We start from the raw sequence: 19715 nt of genomic DNA on the forward strand, positions 1-19715 counted from the left end.
GATTATGAGAAAGCTTTTTAATATATTCTTATTTGTACTTTGCAGCGTAGCAATAGCGGGATGCAATGATACGGAAAGCAGCGAATCCAAGTTAGAAATCAAAGCTGTAAATACTAATTTCCAAGCTACCGGCGGAAAAGGATACATACAACTTCAGTCAACAGGAAATATAACAGCAGATGTTGACGTCGATTGGTGTGTGCTGAAAGAAGTAAATCCTAATGAAGTGGTATTCGAAGTAAAAGAAAATACCGGGTACTCCGGTAGAAATGCTTTATTGACAATCAGTAACGGAGTAAAGACAGAAGCATTCAACATCAATCAATCCGGAGCTGTTTTCATCTTCGGCAAAGACGAATGGATGCTCCGTACCGACAATAAAGCAGCTACTCTGCCAATAAAACTGCAAAGTTCTTTCGATTATACAATAGACATACCTGCAGAAGCTCAAGAATGGTTGTCATTTGAACAGAATGCGAAGGGAATAAATTTCAAGGTAAAAGAAAATACCTCCGGAAAAATGAGAGGAGCTATTGTCAATGTGGCAGCAAAAGACAGATCGGCTTCTTATCAGGTAATACAATATGATGTTGACGAGCTTACCGGAACATGGCAAGGTATGTTTTCAGACGGGCAAATGAATTACGGTTTGAAAGATGTCACCATTGAAAAACAGGAAAACGGAACATACCTGCTTTCAAACATGCTAACCGGATTGCCTTACAAACTGAAAGCAAAAGCCGTAGACAATTGCCTGGCTTTTGGGGCCGGTCAAAACCTAGGAGTCTTCGAGGACAATTTATATCTCTCATTCGAAATTCTTAGCTCTGACCTATATTATGTAAAAGATCCTTCTGTAACAATCTCATTAGGCCCCGTAATGTTAACAGACGGAACATTCGTTTTCGCTTTTTCCGGAATAAAAGAAAGTGATCCTTTCGGTTTTGTTTTCCGGGTATATGAAGATGCAGAACTGCAGAAGGTTATAGACAATCTGTCCATTTTTATTAACTGTATTCTATTTAAAGAAGACATAATCCAATAACATATGAAAAAGATACTATTAACTAGCTTTATTGTGGCATTAGGATTACTTGGTGCAAGCTGTAAAGATGACAATAGCACAGCAGGCGGAGGAGGAGAAATACTTCCGGACCAACAGGTAAGCTGTGAGATATTTATGCCAACTGATGGCGCAACCGTTATTATGTCAGACAAACTGATTATCAGAGGAGAAGGGACTACAAACTATGGTAAAATCATTTCTGCAGAACTGAAAGTCGGGGAAGAGATTATCACTGACATCACTTCAGTTCCATTCTATTATGAGTATACCTTCTCCAAAGATGCCGAACCGGGAGAACTGAAAATTGAGTTAGCAGTTAAAGGAGATCACGAAGGTAGTGCCTTGGCAACTATTACAGTGACAACAGAACAAGGAAACAGGCCTGCTCCCCCTCAATATGGAGAAGTGCTAACCGATACCCGTGATGGAAATACATACAAAACCGTACAACTTGCAGACCAGTTATGGATGGCAGAAAATTTACGCTATCTACCAGAGCAACAGTTTGATGTGTCCTCAACCGAACCAAGATATTACGTAATGTTTGATAATGATGCAAAAACAGAACTTGGAAAAGGTTTCCTGAATGCATATGGAGCTTACTACAACCTACCTGCTGCTCTACAAAACGAAACGGCTTTAGGTCCCGATGAAACACGTATAATAAAAGGAGTTTGCCCTGATGGATGGCATATTCCTTCTCAAAAAGAATGGCAAAAATTATCTCAATACGTATTAGATTCCGGAATGGCAGCAATTATGAATGATGGTCAAGTAGATGAAACAGCCCTAGCAAAGGCTCTAGCTTCAACAACGATGTGGATGATGCCGGAATACACAGAAATAGAACCACAGCCAACCTGGGTTGGAGTTGAGATGGAAAAGAATAATGCAACCTTATTCAATGGTCTGCCTATAGGTTTCCGTGCTTGTGCAGGCGACGAAGATTGGATGCATTCAGCCTACAGTGCGGGTTGGTGGAGTTCAACAGCGGGAGTACAAATGGGACCAGAATTTGGTATTACCGTACGTATGTGGTCAGACCTCCACACATTTGTAACCAATGCAGAATTTAATCCGGGAGTAGGACTCCCCGTTCGTTGTATCAAAGATTAACCATATATTATTACTCACTAAATAAAAATACAATTATGAAGAAGTTAGGATTCCTTTTATTTTTAGTCTTAGGACTAACGGCTTGCGGTGATGACAACAATGATCCCGCTCCAGAACAACATGTAACATGTGCCATATCTTCTCCTACCGAAGGAGCAACGATAGACATAGCTGAAAAGATGACAATCAAAGGAGAAGCAACTGTTGACATTGGTCAAATATCGAATGTTACTCTTAAAATCGGAGACAAACAAATTTCAGAAGTAACTTCTGTTCCATTTAGTTATGAATACACATTCGAAGCCAGTCAAGCCGTAGGAGCACTAAAAATTGAACTGACCGTCAAAGGCGATCAAGGTGCCATGGCGACAAGTGAAGTAAATGTCACACTAAAAAAGACCGAACCAACCCCAGAACCGGAAGAAGGAAAGATGATTGACCCACGGGATAATCATGAATACAAAATTGTTACAATTGGTGAACAAATATGGATGGCAGAGAACTTGGCTTATTTACCATCAGTTAGCAAACCGGAAGATGCCGCTACCAGTGATGGAGATCCGCTCTATTTTGTTTTCAACTATGATGGCAAAGATGTAAATGCAGCTAAAGCCACGAAAGAATACAAGACATACGGAGTCTTGTATAATTGGTATGCCGCTATGAACCAAAAGAACGCAACCGGTGGAAATGCGGATGCCATACCAAGCGGCATTCAAGGAATCTGTCCTAACGGATGGCATCTACCCAGCAAAGCAGAGTGGAAAAAACTAGAAAGTTTTGTTGCAGATGAATTAGCACCAGTTGAAGGTAATGTATGGACAGATGATGAAGGAAATAAATACTCCGATAAAGACTGTAAAAACGTCTGGTCAGCATTGACAGGAAAACTGGATGCTGACGGTTGGGGAGAATCCGGCATGATAGATGAAAATCCTGATCTCGCTAAAGGTCCACGTGACACCTATGGCTTTAATGTTATACCTGCCGGACAATGTTATCAGAGCGGAAGTTTTGAAACGCCTAAGTCACAGAGTAGAACAGACTTTTGGAGCACAGACCAAGCTACTTACGGAGCAGGAACTGTATATTTCAGTAATATGAGTTATGGGTTAGGTTATTCTTCTGATAAAGGAGGAATACAAGTAAAACGTGGCCTTTCAGTACGTTGCGTAAAAGATTAACTATATTATAGATAAACATTTATCAATTAGTTCATTACAGAATTAATAAATTCTCTCTTAAAGATAAGGGAAGTATGTCGGGAGATATGCTTCCCTTTTAATATATCTTTTTACACCTAGTTATCAACTCACTCAAACATATAATTAGTCGATATCCAATATCACGAAATAAAACAAATTCTGAATGTTCTTCCATTTTATTATATATCTTTGTAACTAGATATTTTAAAAGACTACATTATGGCAAAAAAGAAAGAAAAGAAAGAGAAAAAGGCCGGCAAGAGAATGAGTAAGAAAGAGCTGGCAGCGTTATTAATAGACTTTTTCCATGCCAAATCCAGCGAGACCTTAAGTATGAAATATATATTTTCGGAACTGCGTCTCACTACCCATCCGCAAAAAATGTTATGCGTCGATATATTACATGACCTTTTAGCTGACGATTATATCAGTGAAATAGAAAAAGGAAAGTTCCGCCTGAACAGTCACGGAACGGAGATGACAGGTACTTTCCAACGGAAGAGCAACGGTAAGAACTCGTTTATTCCTGAAGAAGGGGGCGACCCGATATTCGTGGCCGAACGTAATTCCGCACATGCGATGAATAACGATAAGGTAAAGATCACCTTCTATGCCAAACGGAAGAACAGAGAGGCCGAAGGAGAAGTCATCGAAATATTGGAACGCGCCAACGATACATTCGTCGGCACACTGGAAGTAGCTAAGTCATACGCATTCCTGGTGACAGAGAACCGTACATTAGCCAATGATATTTTCATCCCAAAAGATAAGCTGAAAGGCGGAAAGACCGGAGATAAAGCCATTGTGAAAGTAACCGAATGGCCGGACAAGGCAAAGAATCCTATCGGACAAGTAATAGATATATTAGGTCAGGCCGGTGACAATACCACAGAGATGCACGCAATTCTTGCGGAATTCGGTCTGCCGTATGTATATCCAAAAGCAGTAGAGACAGCAGCAGATAAGATTCCTGCCGAGATTTCAGCAGAAGAGATTGCCAAACGCGAAGATTTCCGTAAGGTAACAACTTTCACCATCGACCCGAAAGATGCCAAAGACTTTGACGACGCACTTTCCATCCGTAAGCTAAAGGACGGATTGTGGGAAGTAGGTGTACACATTGCCGACGTGACACATTACGTAAAAGAAGGCAGCATCATCGACAAGGAAGCAGAAAAGCGGGCAACTTCCGTTTATCTGGTAGACCGTACCATCCCGATGCTTCCCGAACGGTTGTGTAACTTCATTTGTTCACTCCGCCCGAACGAAGAAAAACTAGCTTTCTCCGTTATCTTCGATATTACGGAAAAAGGAGAAGTCAGAGACTCACGCATCGTACATACGGTTATCAACTCCGACCGTCGCTTCACCTACGAAGAGGCACAACAAATCATAGAAACAAAAGAAGGAGACTTCAAAGAAGAAGTACTCACATTAGATACGATTGCCAAAGCACTGCGCGAAAAACGCTTCTCTGCAGGAGCTATCAACTTCGACCGCTACGAAGTGAAGTTCGAAATTGACGAAAAAGGAAAACCAATCAGCGTTTACTTCAAGGAGTCAAAAGATGCCAATAAACTAGTGGAAGAATTCATGTTGCTCGCTAACAAGACCGTAGCAGAAAAGATAGGATGTGTGCCGAAGAACAAGAAAGCCAAAGTGCTTCCTTACCGTATCCACGACCTACCCGATCCGGAGAAGTTGGAGAACTTGTCACAGTTCATCGCACGCTTCGGCTACAAAGTGCGTACAAGCGGAACGAAGACTGATATTTCAAAATCCATCAACCATTTATTGGACGACATACACGGAAAGAAAGAAGAGAACCTGATAGAAACCGTATCCATCCGCGCCATGCAAAAAGCACGTTACTCAACCCATAACATCGGTCACTACGGACTAGCTTTCGAATATTACACTCACTTTACTTCTCCCATCCGCCGTTTCCCGGACATGATGGTACACCGTTTGGTGACGAAGTATATGGACGGAGGACGCAGCGTATCCGAAGCTAAGTACGAAGACCTCTGCGACCACAGCTCGAACATGGAACAAATTGCAGCCAATGCCGAACGTGCTTCCATCAAATATAAACAGGTGGAATTTATGAGCGAACGTCTGGGGCAGATTTACGACGGTGTAATCTCCGGCGTAACCGAGTGGGGACTTTATGTAGAATTGAACGAAAACAAATGTGAAGGTCTGGTCCCTGTTCGTGATCTGGATGATGACTACTACGAATTCGACGAGAAGAACTATTGTCTTCGCGGACGCCGCAAAAACAAAATATACAGTTTGGGAGACGCTATTACTGTTCGGGTAGCTCGTGCCAATCTGGAAAAGAAACAATTGGATTTTGAATTAATAGAAAAGTAAATTCACCACAGAGTACGCTAAGAAATCAGGAAGTAAAAAGACTTCGTGTACTCCGTGTCCTCTGTGGTAAGCCAAACAGCCATTATGAAAACTGTCATTATTGAAGATAAACAACGAATCGAGTCCATTATTCTCCATTGCGATGCCTGTTTTGTAGGCATTACTGATTTGGAAGGTAATCCCTACGTAGTTCCGATGAACTTCGGTTATGAGAATGGCATCATATATCTTCATTCGGGTCCTGAAGGCAGCAAGTTGGAGATGCTAGAACATAATAATAATGTATGCATCACTTTCAGCGTTGGACATAAACTTGTCTACCAACACGAAAAGGTAGCCTGCAGTTACAGTATGCGTTCGGAAAGCGCGATGTGTCGGGGGCAAGTAGAATTCATCGAAGAGATAGACGAGAAACGCCGTGCATTGGATATTATCATGCGTCATTACACAGATAGTGAGTTCAACTATTCCGATCCTGCGGTACGTAATGTCAAAGTATGGCAAGTACGTATCAATCAGATGACAGGAAAAGTTTTCGGTCTGCGAGCCAACGAAAAGCCATGAAGCGGTTTTCCGGCTTTCGACAATAATTGAGTAGAGTATTCAACAAGCATTGTAGAGTATTTCCAAATTAATTTCTCTAAACAAAAGTTTAGATCACTTTTACCCTCACACCCCCACCATTGCCTGTATCTCTTTATCCATCGACATTACAGGTGTGAGAGTAAAGGTGATTATAAAGACTATTCTATCCTCTCATATCAAATTCTTTTTGTATACTTGCAACATAAATAAAATAGATAAGTACTCTTGCAAAAAAATAAATTATGAAGAAATTACTATGTCTCGCACTGTTAGTATCTGCCGGAAGTATCTACTCCGAAAGTATCTCGGCAAACAACAAACCTACTGATAACAAATCCGGCAACAACTCAAAGGACATATACAAAAAAACCTGGATCGACTTCAATAAAAACGGTATAAAGGATGTATACGAAGATCCCTCCGCTCCTATCGAAGCCCGCATCGCGGATTTGCTTTCGCAAATGACACTGGAAGAGAAAACCTGTCAGATGGCTACTCTCTACGGTTCGGGACGGGTATTGAAAGATGCATGGCCTACTGCCGGATGGTCAGCGGAAATTTGGAAGGACGGTATCGGAAATATTGATGAGCAGGCGAACGGACTGGGTAAATTCGGTTCTGAAATCTCCTATCCGTATGCCAACAGCGTAAAGAACCGACACACCATTCAACGCTGGTTTGTGGAACAGACACGACTGGGCATTCCGGTGGACTTCACCAATGAAGGAATACGCGGATTATGTCACGACCGGGCTACCATGTTTCCCGCTCAATGCGGGCAAGGTGCCACGTGGAACAAGAAACTGATCCGGGAAATTGCGAAAGTCACTGCAAATGAGGCAAAAGCATTGGGATATACCAATATTTATTCTCCTATTCTGGATATTGCACAAGATCCTCGCTGGGGACGTGTGGTAGAAAGTTACGGAGAAGATCCGTATCTGGCGGGCGAATTGGGAAAACAGATGATCCTCGGTCTGCAAAGCGAAGGTATTGTTGCTACTCCCAAGCATTTCGCCGTGTATAGCATCCCGGTCGGTGGACGCGACGGAGGTACGCGTACGGATCCGCACGTGGCCCCGCGTGAGATGAAGACTCTTTATCTGGAACCTTTCCGCAAAGGTATTCAGGAAGCGGGTGCTCTAGGAGTGATGAGTTCGTATAATGATTATGACGGGGAGCCAGTTTCCGGAAGCTATCATTTCCTCACGGAGATTCTGCGTCAGCAATGGGGATTCAAAGGATATGTAGTATCGGATAGTGAGGCGGTAGAGTTTCTGCACACCAAACATCGTATCACCCCGACTGAAGAAGAGATGGCGGCACAAGTGGTCAATGCAGGATTGAATATCCGTACCAACTTTACTCCCCCGCAAGATTTCATTCTTCCGTTGCGTCGTGCTATCGACGAAGGTAAAGTCTCTTTGCATACGCTCGATCAACGCGTCAGTGAGATTCTGCGTGTCAAGTTTATGATGGGGCTTTTTGATAATCCATATCCCGGTGATGACCGCCGTCCGGAGACAGTCGTACACAATGACGCTCATAAAGCAGTATCTATGAAAGCCGCTTTGGAGTCTGTCGTTCTTTTGAAGAATAAGAATCAGATGCTTCCGTTATCCAAGAACTTCAAAAAAATAGCTGTGATTGGTCCGAATGCGGAAGAAGTGAAGGAGCTGACTTGCAGATATGGTCCTGCCAATGCGTCTATTAAGACTGTATATCAGGGAATCAAAGAATATCTGCCTAACTCGGAAGTTCGCTATGCAAAAGGCTGTGACATTATTGATAAATATTTCCCGGAGAGCGAACTGTACAATGTTCCATTAGATACACAAGAGCAGGCGATGATTCATGAAGCGGTAGAATTAGCAAAAGCTTCGGATATCGCTATTCTTGTACTGGGTGGAAATGAGAAAACGGTTCGGGAAGAGTTTTCACGTACCAATCTTGACCTCTGCGGACGGCAACAACAATTATTGGAAGCGGTTTATGCAACAGGTAAACCTGTCGTTCTAGTGATGGTGGACGGAAGGGCAGCAACCATCAACTGGGCAAACAAATACGTTCCTGCCATTATCCATGCCTGGTTCCCCGGAGAATTTATGGGAGATGCCATCGCTAAAGTTCTTTTCGGAGACTATAATCCGGGAGGGCGTCTGGCTGTCACTTTCCCGAAATCTGTGGGACAGATTCCTTTTGCATTCCCATTCAAGCCGGGTTCTGACTCTAAAGGGAAAGTCCGTGTAGACGGTGTACTTTATCCTTTCGGATATGGTTTAAGCTATACGACCTTCGGATATTCAGACTTGAAAATATCTAAACCGGTGATCGGTCCGCAGGAAAATATCACTCTTTCATGTACTGTGAAGAATACAGGAAAGAAAGCAGGAGATGAAGTAGTCCAGCTTTATATCCGGGATGATTTCAGCAGCGTTACCACCTACGATAAAGTATTGCGTGGTTTCGAACGTATTCATTTGCAACCGGGTGAAGAACAAACCGTCAGCTTTACCCTTACTCCTCAAGACTTGGGATTATGGGACAAGAATAATCAGTTTACGGTAGAGCCGGGAAGTTTCTCGGTGATGGTGGGAGCTTCTTCACAGGATATACGGTTGAAGGGGAGTTTTGAGGTCCAATAAACTTGAATAGACTAAAAAGTAACCACTAATAATTCTGTACCGGATGACTTAAAAAGAATAGAGTATTTGAAAAGCCTTGAATTTATAAAGCAACTTCTGATTTAAAATACTTATTAAAATATGGTCAAACAATAAATTGAGACTTCATTCTCTTTCTATCGTTTGACCATATTTGATGAATATACCTAGACTAACCTTAGTGAAAACGTCATTTTAGCATATATGTATTATTGCAAACTGAATTTCTTTGTTTGTACATCGCGGCTATTTCCACCAACCATCACTTCAAATTCTCCCGGTTCACATACCCAATTCAGCGCACTGTTATAGAATTTCAATTGTTTTGCTGTGATATCGAAAGAGACAGTGCGGCTTTCCCCTTTCTTCAAATGGATACGTTCGAAGCCTTTCAATTCTTTCACCGGACGTGCTACACTCCCTACCATATCACGAATATACATTTGTACGATTTCGTCAGCATCATAGTTGCCCGTGTTGGTGACAGTGACAGAGGCGGTTATCTTCCCCCTTTCATTCATTGAGTTATTGCTAAGTTGAAGATCACCGTAACGGAATGTGGTGTATGACAATCCATATCCAAATGGATAAAGAGGATCATTGTCTATATCAAGATAGTTGCTACGGAATTTACTGAACCACTTTCCTGCCTCTAAAGGACGACCTGTATTCAAATGGTTGTAATACAAAGGAATTTGTCCTACGTTCTTCGGGAAGGTCGTAGTCAGTTTTCCACTCGGAGAAACATCTCCGAATACTACATCACAAATCGCGTCGGCTGCTTCACTGCCTCCGAACCATACATTCAGTATAGCCGGGAAATTTTCCTGTTCCCAAGTCATCACAGTGCTGCGACCGGCAAAATAGACCAGTACAACCGGTTTGCCTGTCTTTTTCAATGCTGTCAGAAGATCACGCTGCGCATCCGGCATTTCAAGATTAGTACGGCTGCTGGATTCACCACTCATTTCAGACGATTCACCAACTGCCGCCACAATCACATCTGCTTGGGAAGCTACATTCAAAGCCTCATCAAGCAACTCCTGCGCACTACGCGGATCACGCATTTCACGACCGAACATAGTAGCTTCCGCCTCTCTTTGAGCATCATACATCAGATTTGAACCTTTGGCATAAAGCACTTCCGCTTTACCTGCCAATGATTGCTTCATGCTTTCATACAGGGAATTGTATTTGTCAGAAGCAGCTGCCACACTCCATGTACCCGGCATATTGGCCTTTGTATTGGCAAGCGGGCCAACAAGAGCTATTTTGCCTTTACGCTGTAATGGAAGCAGGTTGTTTTCATTCTTCAAAAGCACAAATGTTTCAGTAGCTATTTTACGGGCTACGGTACGGTTTTCTGCCGTAAAGATATCTTTCTTCACACGGCTTGCATCACAATATTTATAAGGATCATCAAACAATCCGAGCTTGTATTTCGCTTCAAGAATACGACGGCAGGCTTTATCTATTTCAGCCATTGTCACTTTCCCTTCTTTGAGAGATTTCTCCAAAGTAGTAAGGAAACCGTCTGCAACCATATCCATATCGGTTCCGGCACTAAGTGACATGGCAGATACCTGTTGAAGATCTCCCATTCCGTGAGCAATCATCTCGGAAATAGCTGTGTAGTCTGTCACAACAAAACCATCAAATCCCCAACGGTCACGCAAGACATCGGTCATCAGCCATTTGTTGCCGGTAGCAGGAATACCGTCAACCACATTGAAAGAAGTCATCACACTACCCACACCAGCATCAATAGCTGCTTTATAAGGAGGGAAATAATTGTTGAACATACTTAGGTGACTCATGTCTACTGTGTTATAATCACGGCCGGCTTCGGGTGCACCATACAAGGCAAAGTGTTTCACACAAGCCATAATGGTGTTCTTATCTGTCAGATCATCACCCTGATAACCTTTTACCATGGCTGCCGAAATCTCCGAACCTAAATAAGGATCTTCGCCTCCGCCTTCAGCCATACGTCCCCAGCGGGGATCACGACAGATATCGACCATAGGACTGAAAGTCCAGCAAATACCATCGGCACTGGATTCTTTTGCGGCTATACAGGCAGATTCTTTGATAGCCTCCATATCCCAACTACAGGAAAGTGCCAAAGGAATAGGAAAAACAGTCTCATATCCGTGAATGACATCCATACCAAACAACAAAGGAATTTTCAAACGGCTCTGCTCTACGGCAATCTTTTGGACTTCCCGAATATTCTCCACTCCTTTTACATTGAAAAGACCACCGACCTGACCTTTCCTTATCTTCCCGGCCACATCACTGCTCTTAGCTTGCCCGGTGACAATCTCACCCGACACAGGAAGGTTGAGCTGACCGATCTTTTCCTGCAAAGTCATCTTCCCCATCAGGTTGTCAATAAACTGATCCATTTTATCTTTATCGGCTTGCGGGGCAGCCATAGCAGTGAAAGCAGACGCTGTAATCACTGCTGTTAGCAAAAATCTACCTATTCTCATATTCTGTTTTGTATTTATATTATTCTTTCTTCTGTTTTTATTCGGCTGTTGTAGAAGTGAAACCTAGCTTTTTCAGTCCGTCCTGAATTTCCGGACAACTCATGAATAACCGCCAAAGTAGTCCTGTACGGTGGTTCTCTATCATTGGCGCAATCGTACACTGGTCGATGGCGAGATAATGCGGAACAGTCCACTTTTCGTTCGGAGAGAATGCATCGTAGAATCCATATTTCCCCCAAATCCATGATCCTTGTTTATAGAAACCTTTCAAGGCGGCCATTGACTCTTCCGGTGTGTAAGGGAAAGAGGATAAAGCGGCAGTAGGAGTTATCACACCGAGATCATTGTCGGGCATGTGGGCTGAATAGCCATTTATGGAGTAACTCGCTGTAAGTCCCCAGCAATCAGGTCCATATCCTTTGTAGCCTTTCGGATTAGTGACACAATATTGATAATCACTCATCGCATGATTGCGTACCACATTCCAGTAGTTGGCATATTGATCGGTCAAGTTACGCGGGTCGAGGCCGATGTAAGAGTAGTGTGCCCAGAATAAGGGACCGCCTTTCTCTTCTGCGCCATTATGCTTCAGTTCGAGCGGGTAACCGTAAGGTTTGGAAGCGCTTTTGATGCCACCGCTACGCGCCCACCCTTCATGGTAACAGGCTGCCGGAACGGAATGTGTAGGGGATGAGGCTGCAAGGATATAGGTAATCAGACATTCATTATAGCCTTCGAGCGGGAAGTTCATTTCCCAGCCATAGTTAGGAGACCAATGCCAGTATAATACATTCTGGTCGCCGTTGCGATACCAGTCGAATTCCATCCCGTGCCACAGTTCGTCTATTTTAGCTGCCAGTGCTTTTTCTTTCTCGTTGCCATCCTTTACGTATTGCCGTACACACAGCAGACTTTGCATAAGGAAGCTACTTTCTACCAAGTCGCCACCGTCATCTTTTGTTCCGAACGGTTTCACTTTGCCCGTAGGACCATGGAGCCAATGCGGCCACACTCCATGAAAACGATCGGCTTTTGCCAGATAGTCTACAATCTTTGTCAACCGGGCTACACCTTCTTCCCGGTTGATAAAGTTTCGTTCGATAGCCACCAACAAGCCGGCAACTCCAAATCCGCTACCTCCAATCGTAATTACATCCTGGTCCTGTTGTGGATAAACGTTATCAAGATGTATACGTTCGCAGGCCAGTCCGGAAGTCTTTTCCGCACCTTCCCACATATAGTTGAAATGCGTCTTTTGAATATAGTCGAGTAGTTCATCGTCGTTCGCAAATGCCTCGGGGCGATCAGGCTCCGCATCGGTCACTGTCTTGTTCTTTTGTGTACATGCGCATACCACTACGAGTAGAGTAATAAATATGCCGGTTCTTGTCCATTCCATCATCATATAAAGTATTTCTTCTGATTAATAATTATTGTTTCACGACTTTCGACAACGCCGACCGTCCCGATTCATTCAAAGCTTCAATGGCAAAGTAGTAAGTCGTACCAAGGTCAAGTCCCCGGAAGTCATAATGATCCGCACCGTTCACGGTGATGCAGTTATATAGCTTTTCGGGAGCAATGCCATAATAAATATTATAGCCGTAGGCATCGGATGAAGGATTCCACGAAATCATCGCATTGCGCTTATCCTGTTTGTCACGTGCTACCTTGAAGTTTCGTACAGGCAGAGGTTTCTCTCCATCGGCAAAACCAAACACCCGGAATTCCGAAAGGCAAAAGTTGCCGGATGGAACATGAATGTTTTCCAGTTTCAGATAACGGGCATCCAGCGTCTCACCCAATTCGATGTAGTCATGAGGTACATCTTTATCGTTATCACTTTTATCTACCGCCAGTGTCCAGTCTGTCCCGTTATCACTGGAGTAGATACGATATTGATAGTATAAATCGTTTGCACGATTATGCTGCACACTTTTATGGTCATAGTAGTTGAGTTGGATCGCCTTGATGTGTTTCATGGCGCCAAGATCAATTTCTATCCACTCACCCGGTTCCCCGGTTTTAGCAGCCCAATACGTACGCATATTTTCATCGGTAAGATTGGAAGAGGAATAGATGCTGTCGGTACTGGATACTTTTACCGGTTTCTCATAAGAAAGGAGCATCCAGCCGGTAAACCGGTCAGACGGATTTTTAATATCGTAGTCGGCATTCCAGCAAGGATAATCGCCGAATGCTGTGGTAGAGTACATCACTCCATCCGGATCGAATGCCGTAGGATATAATCCGATACGCCTTTCAAACTTATATTTGAGAGATAACATACAGGTACCCACATGCCAGTAATTCCCTTTCAAATCTTGAAAAGTGCCACTGTGTCCTACTCCCTGTACAAATCCGCCGGGCTTATAGCTCATCGGATTATGCTGCTGGTAAGTGAACGGTCCTAATGGCGAATCACTGACATATACTCCGTCGGCATATACCTTAAACTCCGTTCCCGGAGCACCGTACTGAAAATAATATTTTCCGTTATGCTTCGTCATATAAGCTCCTTCGGTAAACGGACGCAACGTCACTTCATCATCATTGTTCATGCCAAACCGTTCCCAGCCATGTTCTTCCGGACGAAGCATCATGATATCATAAATCTTACTGACCGGACGAAAATCATCACGACTGACCTGTACGCCTTTAAGAGGGTACTCATTACTCGAACCGTAATAAAGATAGAGTTTACCGTCATCATCCAAAAACAAGCAAGGGTCCCATGAAGGTAACGTATTACGTTCGATAGCACGCTTGAAACGCCCGGATTTGGGAGATGTGCTATACCATACGGGCAATCCTTCATAAGTAGAACCGGTATAGAACAACGTATCTCCGCTTACAAATGCTGCCGGAGCGCACATATCGTCATCCGTAGGACGACGCTGGAAAGAGGCCGGAGCAAATTCCCAGTCACTTAGATTCTTCGAATAATGGAAGCCTCCTTGGTTCGTGGAAAACAGGAAATACTCATCTTTATAAGTTAATCCCATCGGATCGGCAGAAGATCTGAACGATCCGTTAGACTGAACATTGTTGTTATAAGGTTCATAGTTATAACTAATATTCATAGGATTACAATAGGTACGAGTGACAGGATGCGCAGGGTCATACCACCTTGTAGCTTGAGCAGGCTGACGCTGCACAGACTTATGCTTCCCTGATTGCATAACGATTTTCACTTGCCGGTCGTCAACAGCACGTTTTACATTGGCAAAAGATTTTCCCGGATAATAGGCATAAAGATGCACATCGTTATCAGTAGCCTTCAACGTATAACGGCCTTCTATGTTCGTGTTACAATGAACCGGACTCGAGAAAAACATAACGGTAGCCCCTTCAAGCGGATTACCCTGTTCATCTACAACCGTTCCGGTTATTTCGTATTGATTTACTACCGGGATATAGTAGTCACTTACCTGTCCTTTTACTACTTTTATAGAATCTTCCGGTGGTAGTGCGTTCCCTGCCAAGGCAGAGAACGCTATCCCAGAACTTAGTAATATCTTTTTTACTATTCCTGTCATTTCCTAATTTTATTTAGACATAATTACTCGTCAATCGGTTCGTTCGTCAGACTTGGGATATTAGATACCTGATCGAAAGGAAGCGGATAATAGGTTTTATCTTCAGTCCATCCTTTGGAACCAAGCACAGAAGCAGCCTTACCGGTACGAATCAAGTCGTTGTAACGCTCTCCCCACTCACAAACAAGTTCCATACGGCGTTCATCAAGGATTTGGTCTACTGTCGCATTATCAATCTCGGACATCTTGGCGCGGTCACGCACAAGCTTCAACGGTGCATCACCATCCTTACCCAAACGTACCTTAGCTTCTGCATTCATCAATAGTACATCTGCGTAACGGAATATACGTACATTGTTATTTGCACCATATTTAGTACGACCTGGTGTCAACTGATCTGTCGGAGTATAGGCTTTTCCATTCCAGCAATCTGTTTGAGTAGAGTTCTGCAATTCACGAATCACATCACCGCTTGGAGTAGTTGTACCAGCCAACAGGAACGAAGTCGTAGCACGGATAGTCTCACCACGAGCCGCTGCCCAATCACGGAAATCTTTATATATACCGATAAATCCCCAGCCTGAAATATTTCCGTCGTTCGCCGGTCCTTGGAATACAAACCAGTTATCAGCATCTACCATATCACCTGACCCAAGACCAAAATCAGTACACTGACATTCGAATAACGATTCATCACAAACCTTACCCGGAATCTTGAATAAATTATAGTAATCATCATAAAGCTTAAATTTCTTGCTACCGATAATATCATCTGTCAATGTTTCAACTTCTCCATAATTACCCTGATTCAGATGTATCTTTGCTGCAAGCATCTCTGCCGAGAAAGCAGTGACAGCACCATAATGGGCCATTTCATTCGGACGTAATCTCGGAGTATGGTCCATCGTATACTGTAGATCTTCAAGAACATATTTATATACAGCATTGATCGTTGAACGGGTCATGTCGGTTTGAGTATTATTACGCAAAATAGTTACCGGACCAAAAGCCTGTACAAGCCGGTAATAAGCATAAGCACGAAGGAACCTCACTTCACCACAGTAAGAACGGTAATTAGTCATATCATCGTCCGACGTGATATTTTCTGCGTAGGAATCCAGCGATTCAAGAGCAGCATTGGCCACTTTTATGATACCATAGTACTGATTCCACATCTCGTTGAGCCCCCAGAAAGAACTGTCATAGTTGTAGTTACCCATATCAACAAGGGTTGCCTGGTCATCTATACGTCCGGACCAAACATCATCATCACGCACGACAGACAACGGCCATATCACCCAATGCATACCGCCTGTTCTAACTTTAGCATATACTCCGGAAACCGCTTGATACATATTCTCAATTTGAGTAAAGTCTACATTCTCTTCCGGAACCTTATTTTCGGGCTCTTTATCAAGATAATCACATGATGTATTGCATAACATTAATGCTGGCAACGCATATATTAAGATATTCTTTAGTATTCTCATTTTCTTGTTCTTTTGTTAGATTAAAATTAATTTTTCCATTCCGGCTTAGAAATCAATCTGGATTCCAAAGCTATAAGTAGATGTCAAAGGATAAACTTCTGTATCCCATCCTTCAGCATCACTCAACTCCGGAGTGAATGAATTCGCCTTAAATGTCGTGAACGGACGGTCTGCCGTTAGTGAGAAACGGATACCCGGCAATGTGTAATTTCCCATCTTGATATTACGCAAACTATAACCGAGAGTTATGTTCTGAATACGGAAGAAATCAGCACTTTCTACAAAATAAGAGTTCACTCTTTGGTCGGATACATTCCAGCCCTTTACCAATGCTGCTGCAGACGGATGCGAGTTAGTAGAACCCGGTCCGGTCCAACGATTCTCATACTGTGCTTTATCAAAGTTATAATTAGACTGTGCATAACGCAAAGCACGTTTACGGTTGTATATCTGTCCGCCTGTTTGACCATACGTAGTCAATTCAAAATCCAGATTCTTCCAGTTCAAACCAAGATTAATGCCGTATGTAAAATTAGGTATGTAAGAGCCAAGTACTTGGCGGTCATCACCATCAATTACGTTATCACCGTTTACATCTTCATACTTGAAGTCACCCGGTACAAGATTGTTGGCTACGGCAATCGGATCTTCCGCACATTCTTCCAAAGTCTGATAAACTCCTACAACCTTATATCCATAGTATGAATTCATTTCTTTACCTACCATATTAATGGTCTTTCCTCCCTTGATAGAGCTCAATCCTCCAAGGTCTTTTACCTTATTCTTCAAATATGAAAGGTTCACTCCTAAATTATATTTGAAGTCTCTTCCGATATTATCATTCCAGTTAAGTGATAAATCAAAACCCGAATTCAGAATCTTACCATAGTTTCCGGCAAGTACGTCATTGCTGAACGGTAAACGCGGAGATATAACAGCTCTTTTTGTCAGGCGATAGAAATAGTCCAAATCTACATTCAAACGATTCTTAAAAGTAGAGAAGTTCAAACCGACGTTTGTTTCATCTACCAGCTCCCACTTCAAATAACTGAAATAAGTTGTATTTTGATAGCCTGGGAAAGTAGAGTTTCCAAATACACCGGATGCAGAATTACCTGTGGTAATTGAAGCAAAACCATCACTTGCAGCTACGTGGTCATTACCCAAACGCCCCCAGCTGGCACGCAGTTTCAGGTAATCAAAGAACTTTTGATCTTTCATAAAATCTTCTTCACTGATAACCCATGCAGCACCAACGGATGGGAAATATCCCCAATGTTCCTGATATTTGGAAGAACCGTCCGCACGCATAGTGAATGTCAACAGATATTTCCCTGCATAGTCATAACTTAAACGGGTGAAATAAGACTGACCGCGATAGCAGTAACCATCATCTCCAAGAGTTACACCTTCAGCATTTCCCTGACTCAAATAAAGCCATTCGTCTTTTCCTTCCGGTACATTATTAGCTTTTCCCCACATATATCTGTACTGTTGTTGCCGCATAGAGTAACCCAACATGGCTCCAAAGTTATGTTTTCCCCACTGATTATTATAAGTCAATATATTATCCCAAATGTAATTGTAATAGTTCGTATCTTTCTTTGTCAATTCTGAAACGGCCTGTTGTTGCCAGCTACTTACATAGTAGGGAGCAATATATTCACGACCGCGAATGGCTGAATAATCATAACTATAACTTGTTCTGAAATTTAACTTCTCCGGTAAGAGTTGGAACTGTGCATAGAAGTTAGTCAATACCTGATAGTTCTCATTTTGTGAATCATAATAGTTGGCTGTTGCCACAGGATTGTAGAAGTTAGCAGTGAAACCAACTGCATCAGGTGATGCATACTTGTCGGGGAAAGTATTATCATTTGCCGAATCATAAACCGGATAAATGCCCGGAGCATTAAATGCCTGCTGCCAAGCTTTATTTTGTGGCAACACTTGGGTAGAGTTACTAAATACACCATTAAAACCGACCTTCAGCCAGTTGGCTGCTTCATAATCGAGTGCTGCACGGAAATTGAGACGTTTATAGTTATTCTCTACATCCATTACACCATCCTGATACAAATAACTCATACCTACGGAATAAGTGCTTTTCTCTGTTCCACCACTAATTCCCAAACTGTGGTTAGTGATAAGCGCACTCCGCAGTAACTCCTTATACCAGTCTGTGTCTGAATCGAATTTCCAGTTATGAAAATCCGGATCGGAATAGTCACCGCCGAATTTATCAATAGAAGCCTTCATGGTAGATACATACGCATCATAATTAGCCTCGAGAAGCATAGTAGAATACTCTTGAGAATTAGCCATTTCTAAAACGTTTGTAGCTTTCTGTACACCTATATATCCGTTATAGGTAATTTTAGCTTTCTGATTACGTTGGCCTTTTTTGGTAGTGATAATAACAACACCATTAGCGGCACGCACACCATAAATGGCAGCAGCCGAAGCATCCTTCAACACGGACATATCCTGAATGTCATTACTATTGAGGAAATTGATGTCATCATAGAACATACCGTCTACAACATAAAGAGGCGAACTGTTGGAAAATGACCCTTTACCACGAATGGCTACCTTCGGCCCTTCTCCCGGAGTACCGCTATTGGTTACATTTACTCCGGCCACTTTCCCTTGCATGGCAGCCATAGGTGAAGAGGCGGGAGTAGAAAGTAACGCTTCCCCCTTGACTACCGTAATAGGAGAAGTCAAGTCCTTGGCTTTGGCTGAACCGTAACCGATCACGACCACTTCTTCCAGCTTCTGAACATCATCTTTTAATTGAACATTGATTACATTCTTCCCTTTTACAGCAATTTCTTGAGGTATCATTCCTATATAAGAGAAGGTAATAACAGCATCTTCGGGAACGTTTTCCAAAGTATAGTTACCATTAAGGTCCGAGATAGTACCAGTGTAGGTACCTTTTACATGAGCAGACGCACCAATGATCGGTTCACTAAAGGAATCAACAATAGTACCTCTGATTGTTTTGTTTTGAGCAAGCAGTGTTTGTAAACACAACACTGCAACTACAAGAAAAGTAATCTTTCTCTTCATTTTTTTACGTATTAGTTGATAATAAGGTTGCTAAAAAATCAATGCAACAAAGGAATGGAGTTTTTAAAATTCTTGCAAAATAACGCATACTACGCTACTACTTTT

Annotated in this window: 11 protein-coding genes; 6 read left to right on the forward strand and 5 right to left on the reverse strand. The window is 42.7% G+C overall.

Annotated elements, in window-relative coordinates:
* Positions 1–4: 4 nt before the first annotated feature.
* The 6 genes from INE92_RS18570 (at position 5) to INE92_RS18595 (ending at position 8993) form a co-directional block, all read left to right on the forward strand.
* Complete coding sequence (locus INE92_RS18570; protein WP_195436391.1) at positions 5–1045, forward strand: BACON domain-containing protein; 1041 nt, start codon at positions 5–7, stop codon at positions 1043–1045.
* 3 nt (positions 1046–1048) lie between these two features.
* Positions 1049–2182 carry a fibrobacter succinogenes major paralogous domain-containing protein gene (locus INE92_RS18575; RefSeq protein ID WP_008643925.1) on the forward strand — a complete coding sequence of 378 codons (1134 nt, stop codon included), beginning with the start codon at positions 1049–1051 and terminating at the stop codon, positions 2180–2182.
* Positions 2183–2217: 35 nt separating this feature from the next.
* Positions 2218–3366 (forward strand): FISUMP domain-containing protein, encoded by a 1149-nt coding sequence (locus INE92_RS18580; protein ID WP_118160984.1) that lies wholly within the window; start codon positions 2218–2220, stop codon positions 3364–3366.
* A 240-nt stretch (positions 3367–3606) separates the two neighbouring features.
* The gene (gene rnr / locus INE92_RS18585) at positions 3607–5763 is read left to right on the forward strand and encodes a ribonuclease R (RefSeq protein ID WP_008643914.1); all 2157 of its coding nucleotides are present in this window, start codon (positions 3607–3609) and stop codon (positions 5761–5763) included.
* A gap of 84 nt (positions 5764–5847) precedes the next feature.
* The gene (locus INE92_RS18590) at positions 5848–6327 is read left to right on the forward strand and encodes a pyridoxamine 5'-phosphate oxidase family protein (protein ID WP_004298553.1); all 480 of its coding nucleotides are present in this window, start codon (positions 5848–5850) and stop codon (positions 6325–6327) included.
* A gap of 263 nt (positions 6328–6590) precedes the next feature.
* Positions 6591–8993, forward strand: coding sequence for a glycoside hydrolase family 3 N-terminal domain-containing protein (locus tag INE92_RS18595; protein ID WP_008643912.1), 2403 nt, complete (start codon positions 6591–6593; stop codon positions 8991–8993).
* Positions 8994–9220: 227 nt separating this feature from the next.
* Here INE92_RS18595 and bglX read toward each other — a convergent pair whose 3' ends face one another.
* Genes bglX through INE92_RS18620 form a run of 5 tightly spaced genes read right to left on the reverse strand, consistent with a single transcriptional unit; the run spans position 9221 to position 19610 of the window.
* On the reverse strand, positions 9221–11506 hold the full coding sequence (gene bglX / locus INE92_RS18600; protein WP_008643910.1) for a beta-glucosidase BglX: 2286 nt from the start codon (positions 11504–11506) through the stop codon (positions 9221–9223).
* Positions 11507–11543: 37 nt separating this feature from the next.
* Positions 11544–12908, reverse strand: a complete 1365-nt coding sequence (locus INE92_RS18605) for a glucoamylase family protein (protein WP_008643909.1) — start codon at positions 12906–12908, stop codon at positions 11544–11546.
* Between the two features lie 28 nt (positions 12909–12936).
* Entirely contained in the window at positions 12937–15045 is a 2109-nt protein-coding gene (locus INE92_RS18610) for a family 43 glycosylhydrolase (protein ID WP_008643907.1), read from the reverse strand.
* A 23-nt stretch (positions 15046–15068) separates the two neighbouring features.
* The gene (locus tag INE92_RS18615; RefSeq protein WP_008643906.1) at positions 15069–16535 is read right to left on the reverse strand and encodes a RagB/SusD family nutrient uptake outer membrane protein; all 1467 of its coding nucleotides are present in this window, start codon (positions 16533–16535) and stop codon (positions 15069–15071) included.
* Between the two features lie 45 nt (positions 16536–16580).
* Entirely contained in the window at positions 16581–19610 is a 3030-nt protein-coding gene (locus INE92_RS18620; protein WP_008643905.1) for a SusC/RagA family TonB-linked outer membrane protein, read from the reverse strand.
* Positions 19611–19715: the final 105 nt, after the last annotated feature.

Source organism: Bacteroides xylanisolvens, from assembly GCF_018289135.1.
GTDB lineage: Bacteria > Bacteroidota > Bacteroidia > Bacteroidales > Bacteroidaceae > Bacteroides > Bacteroides xylanisolvens.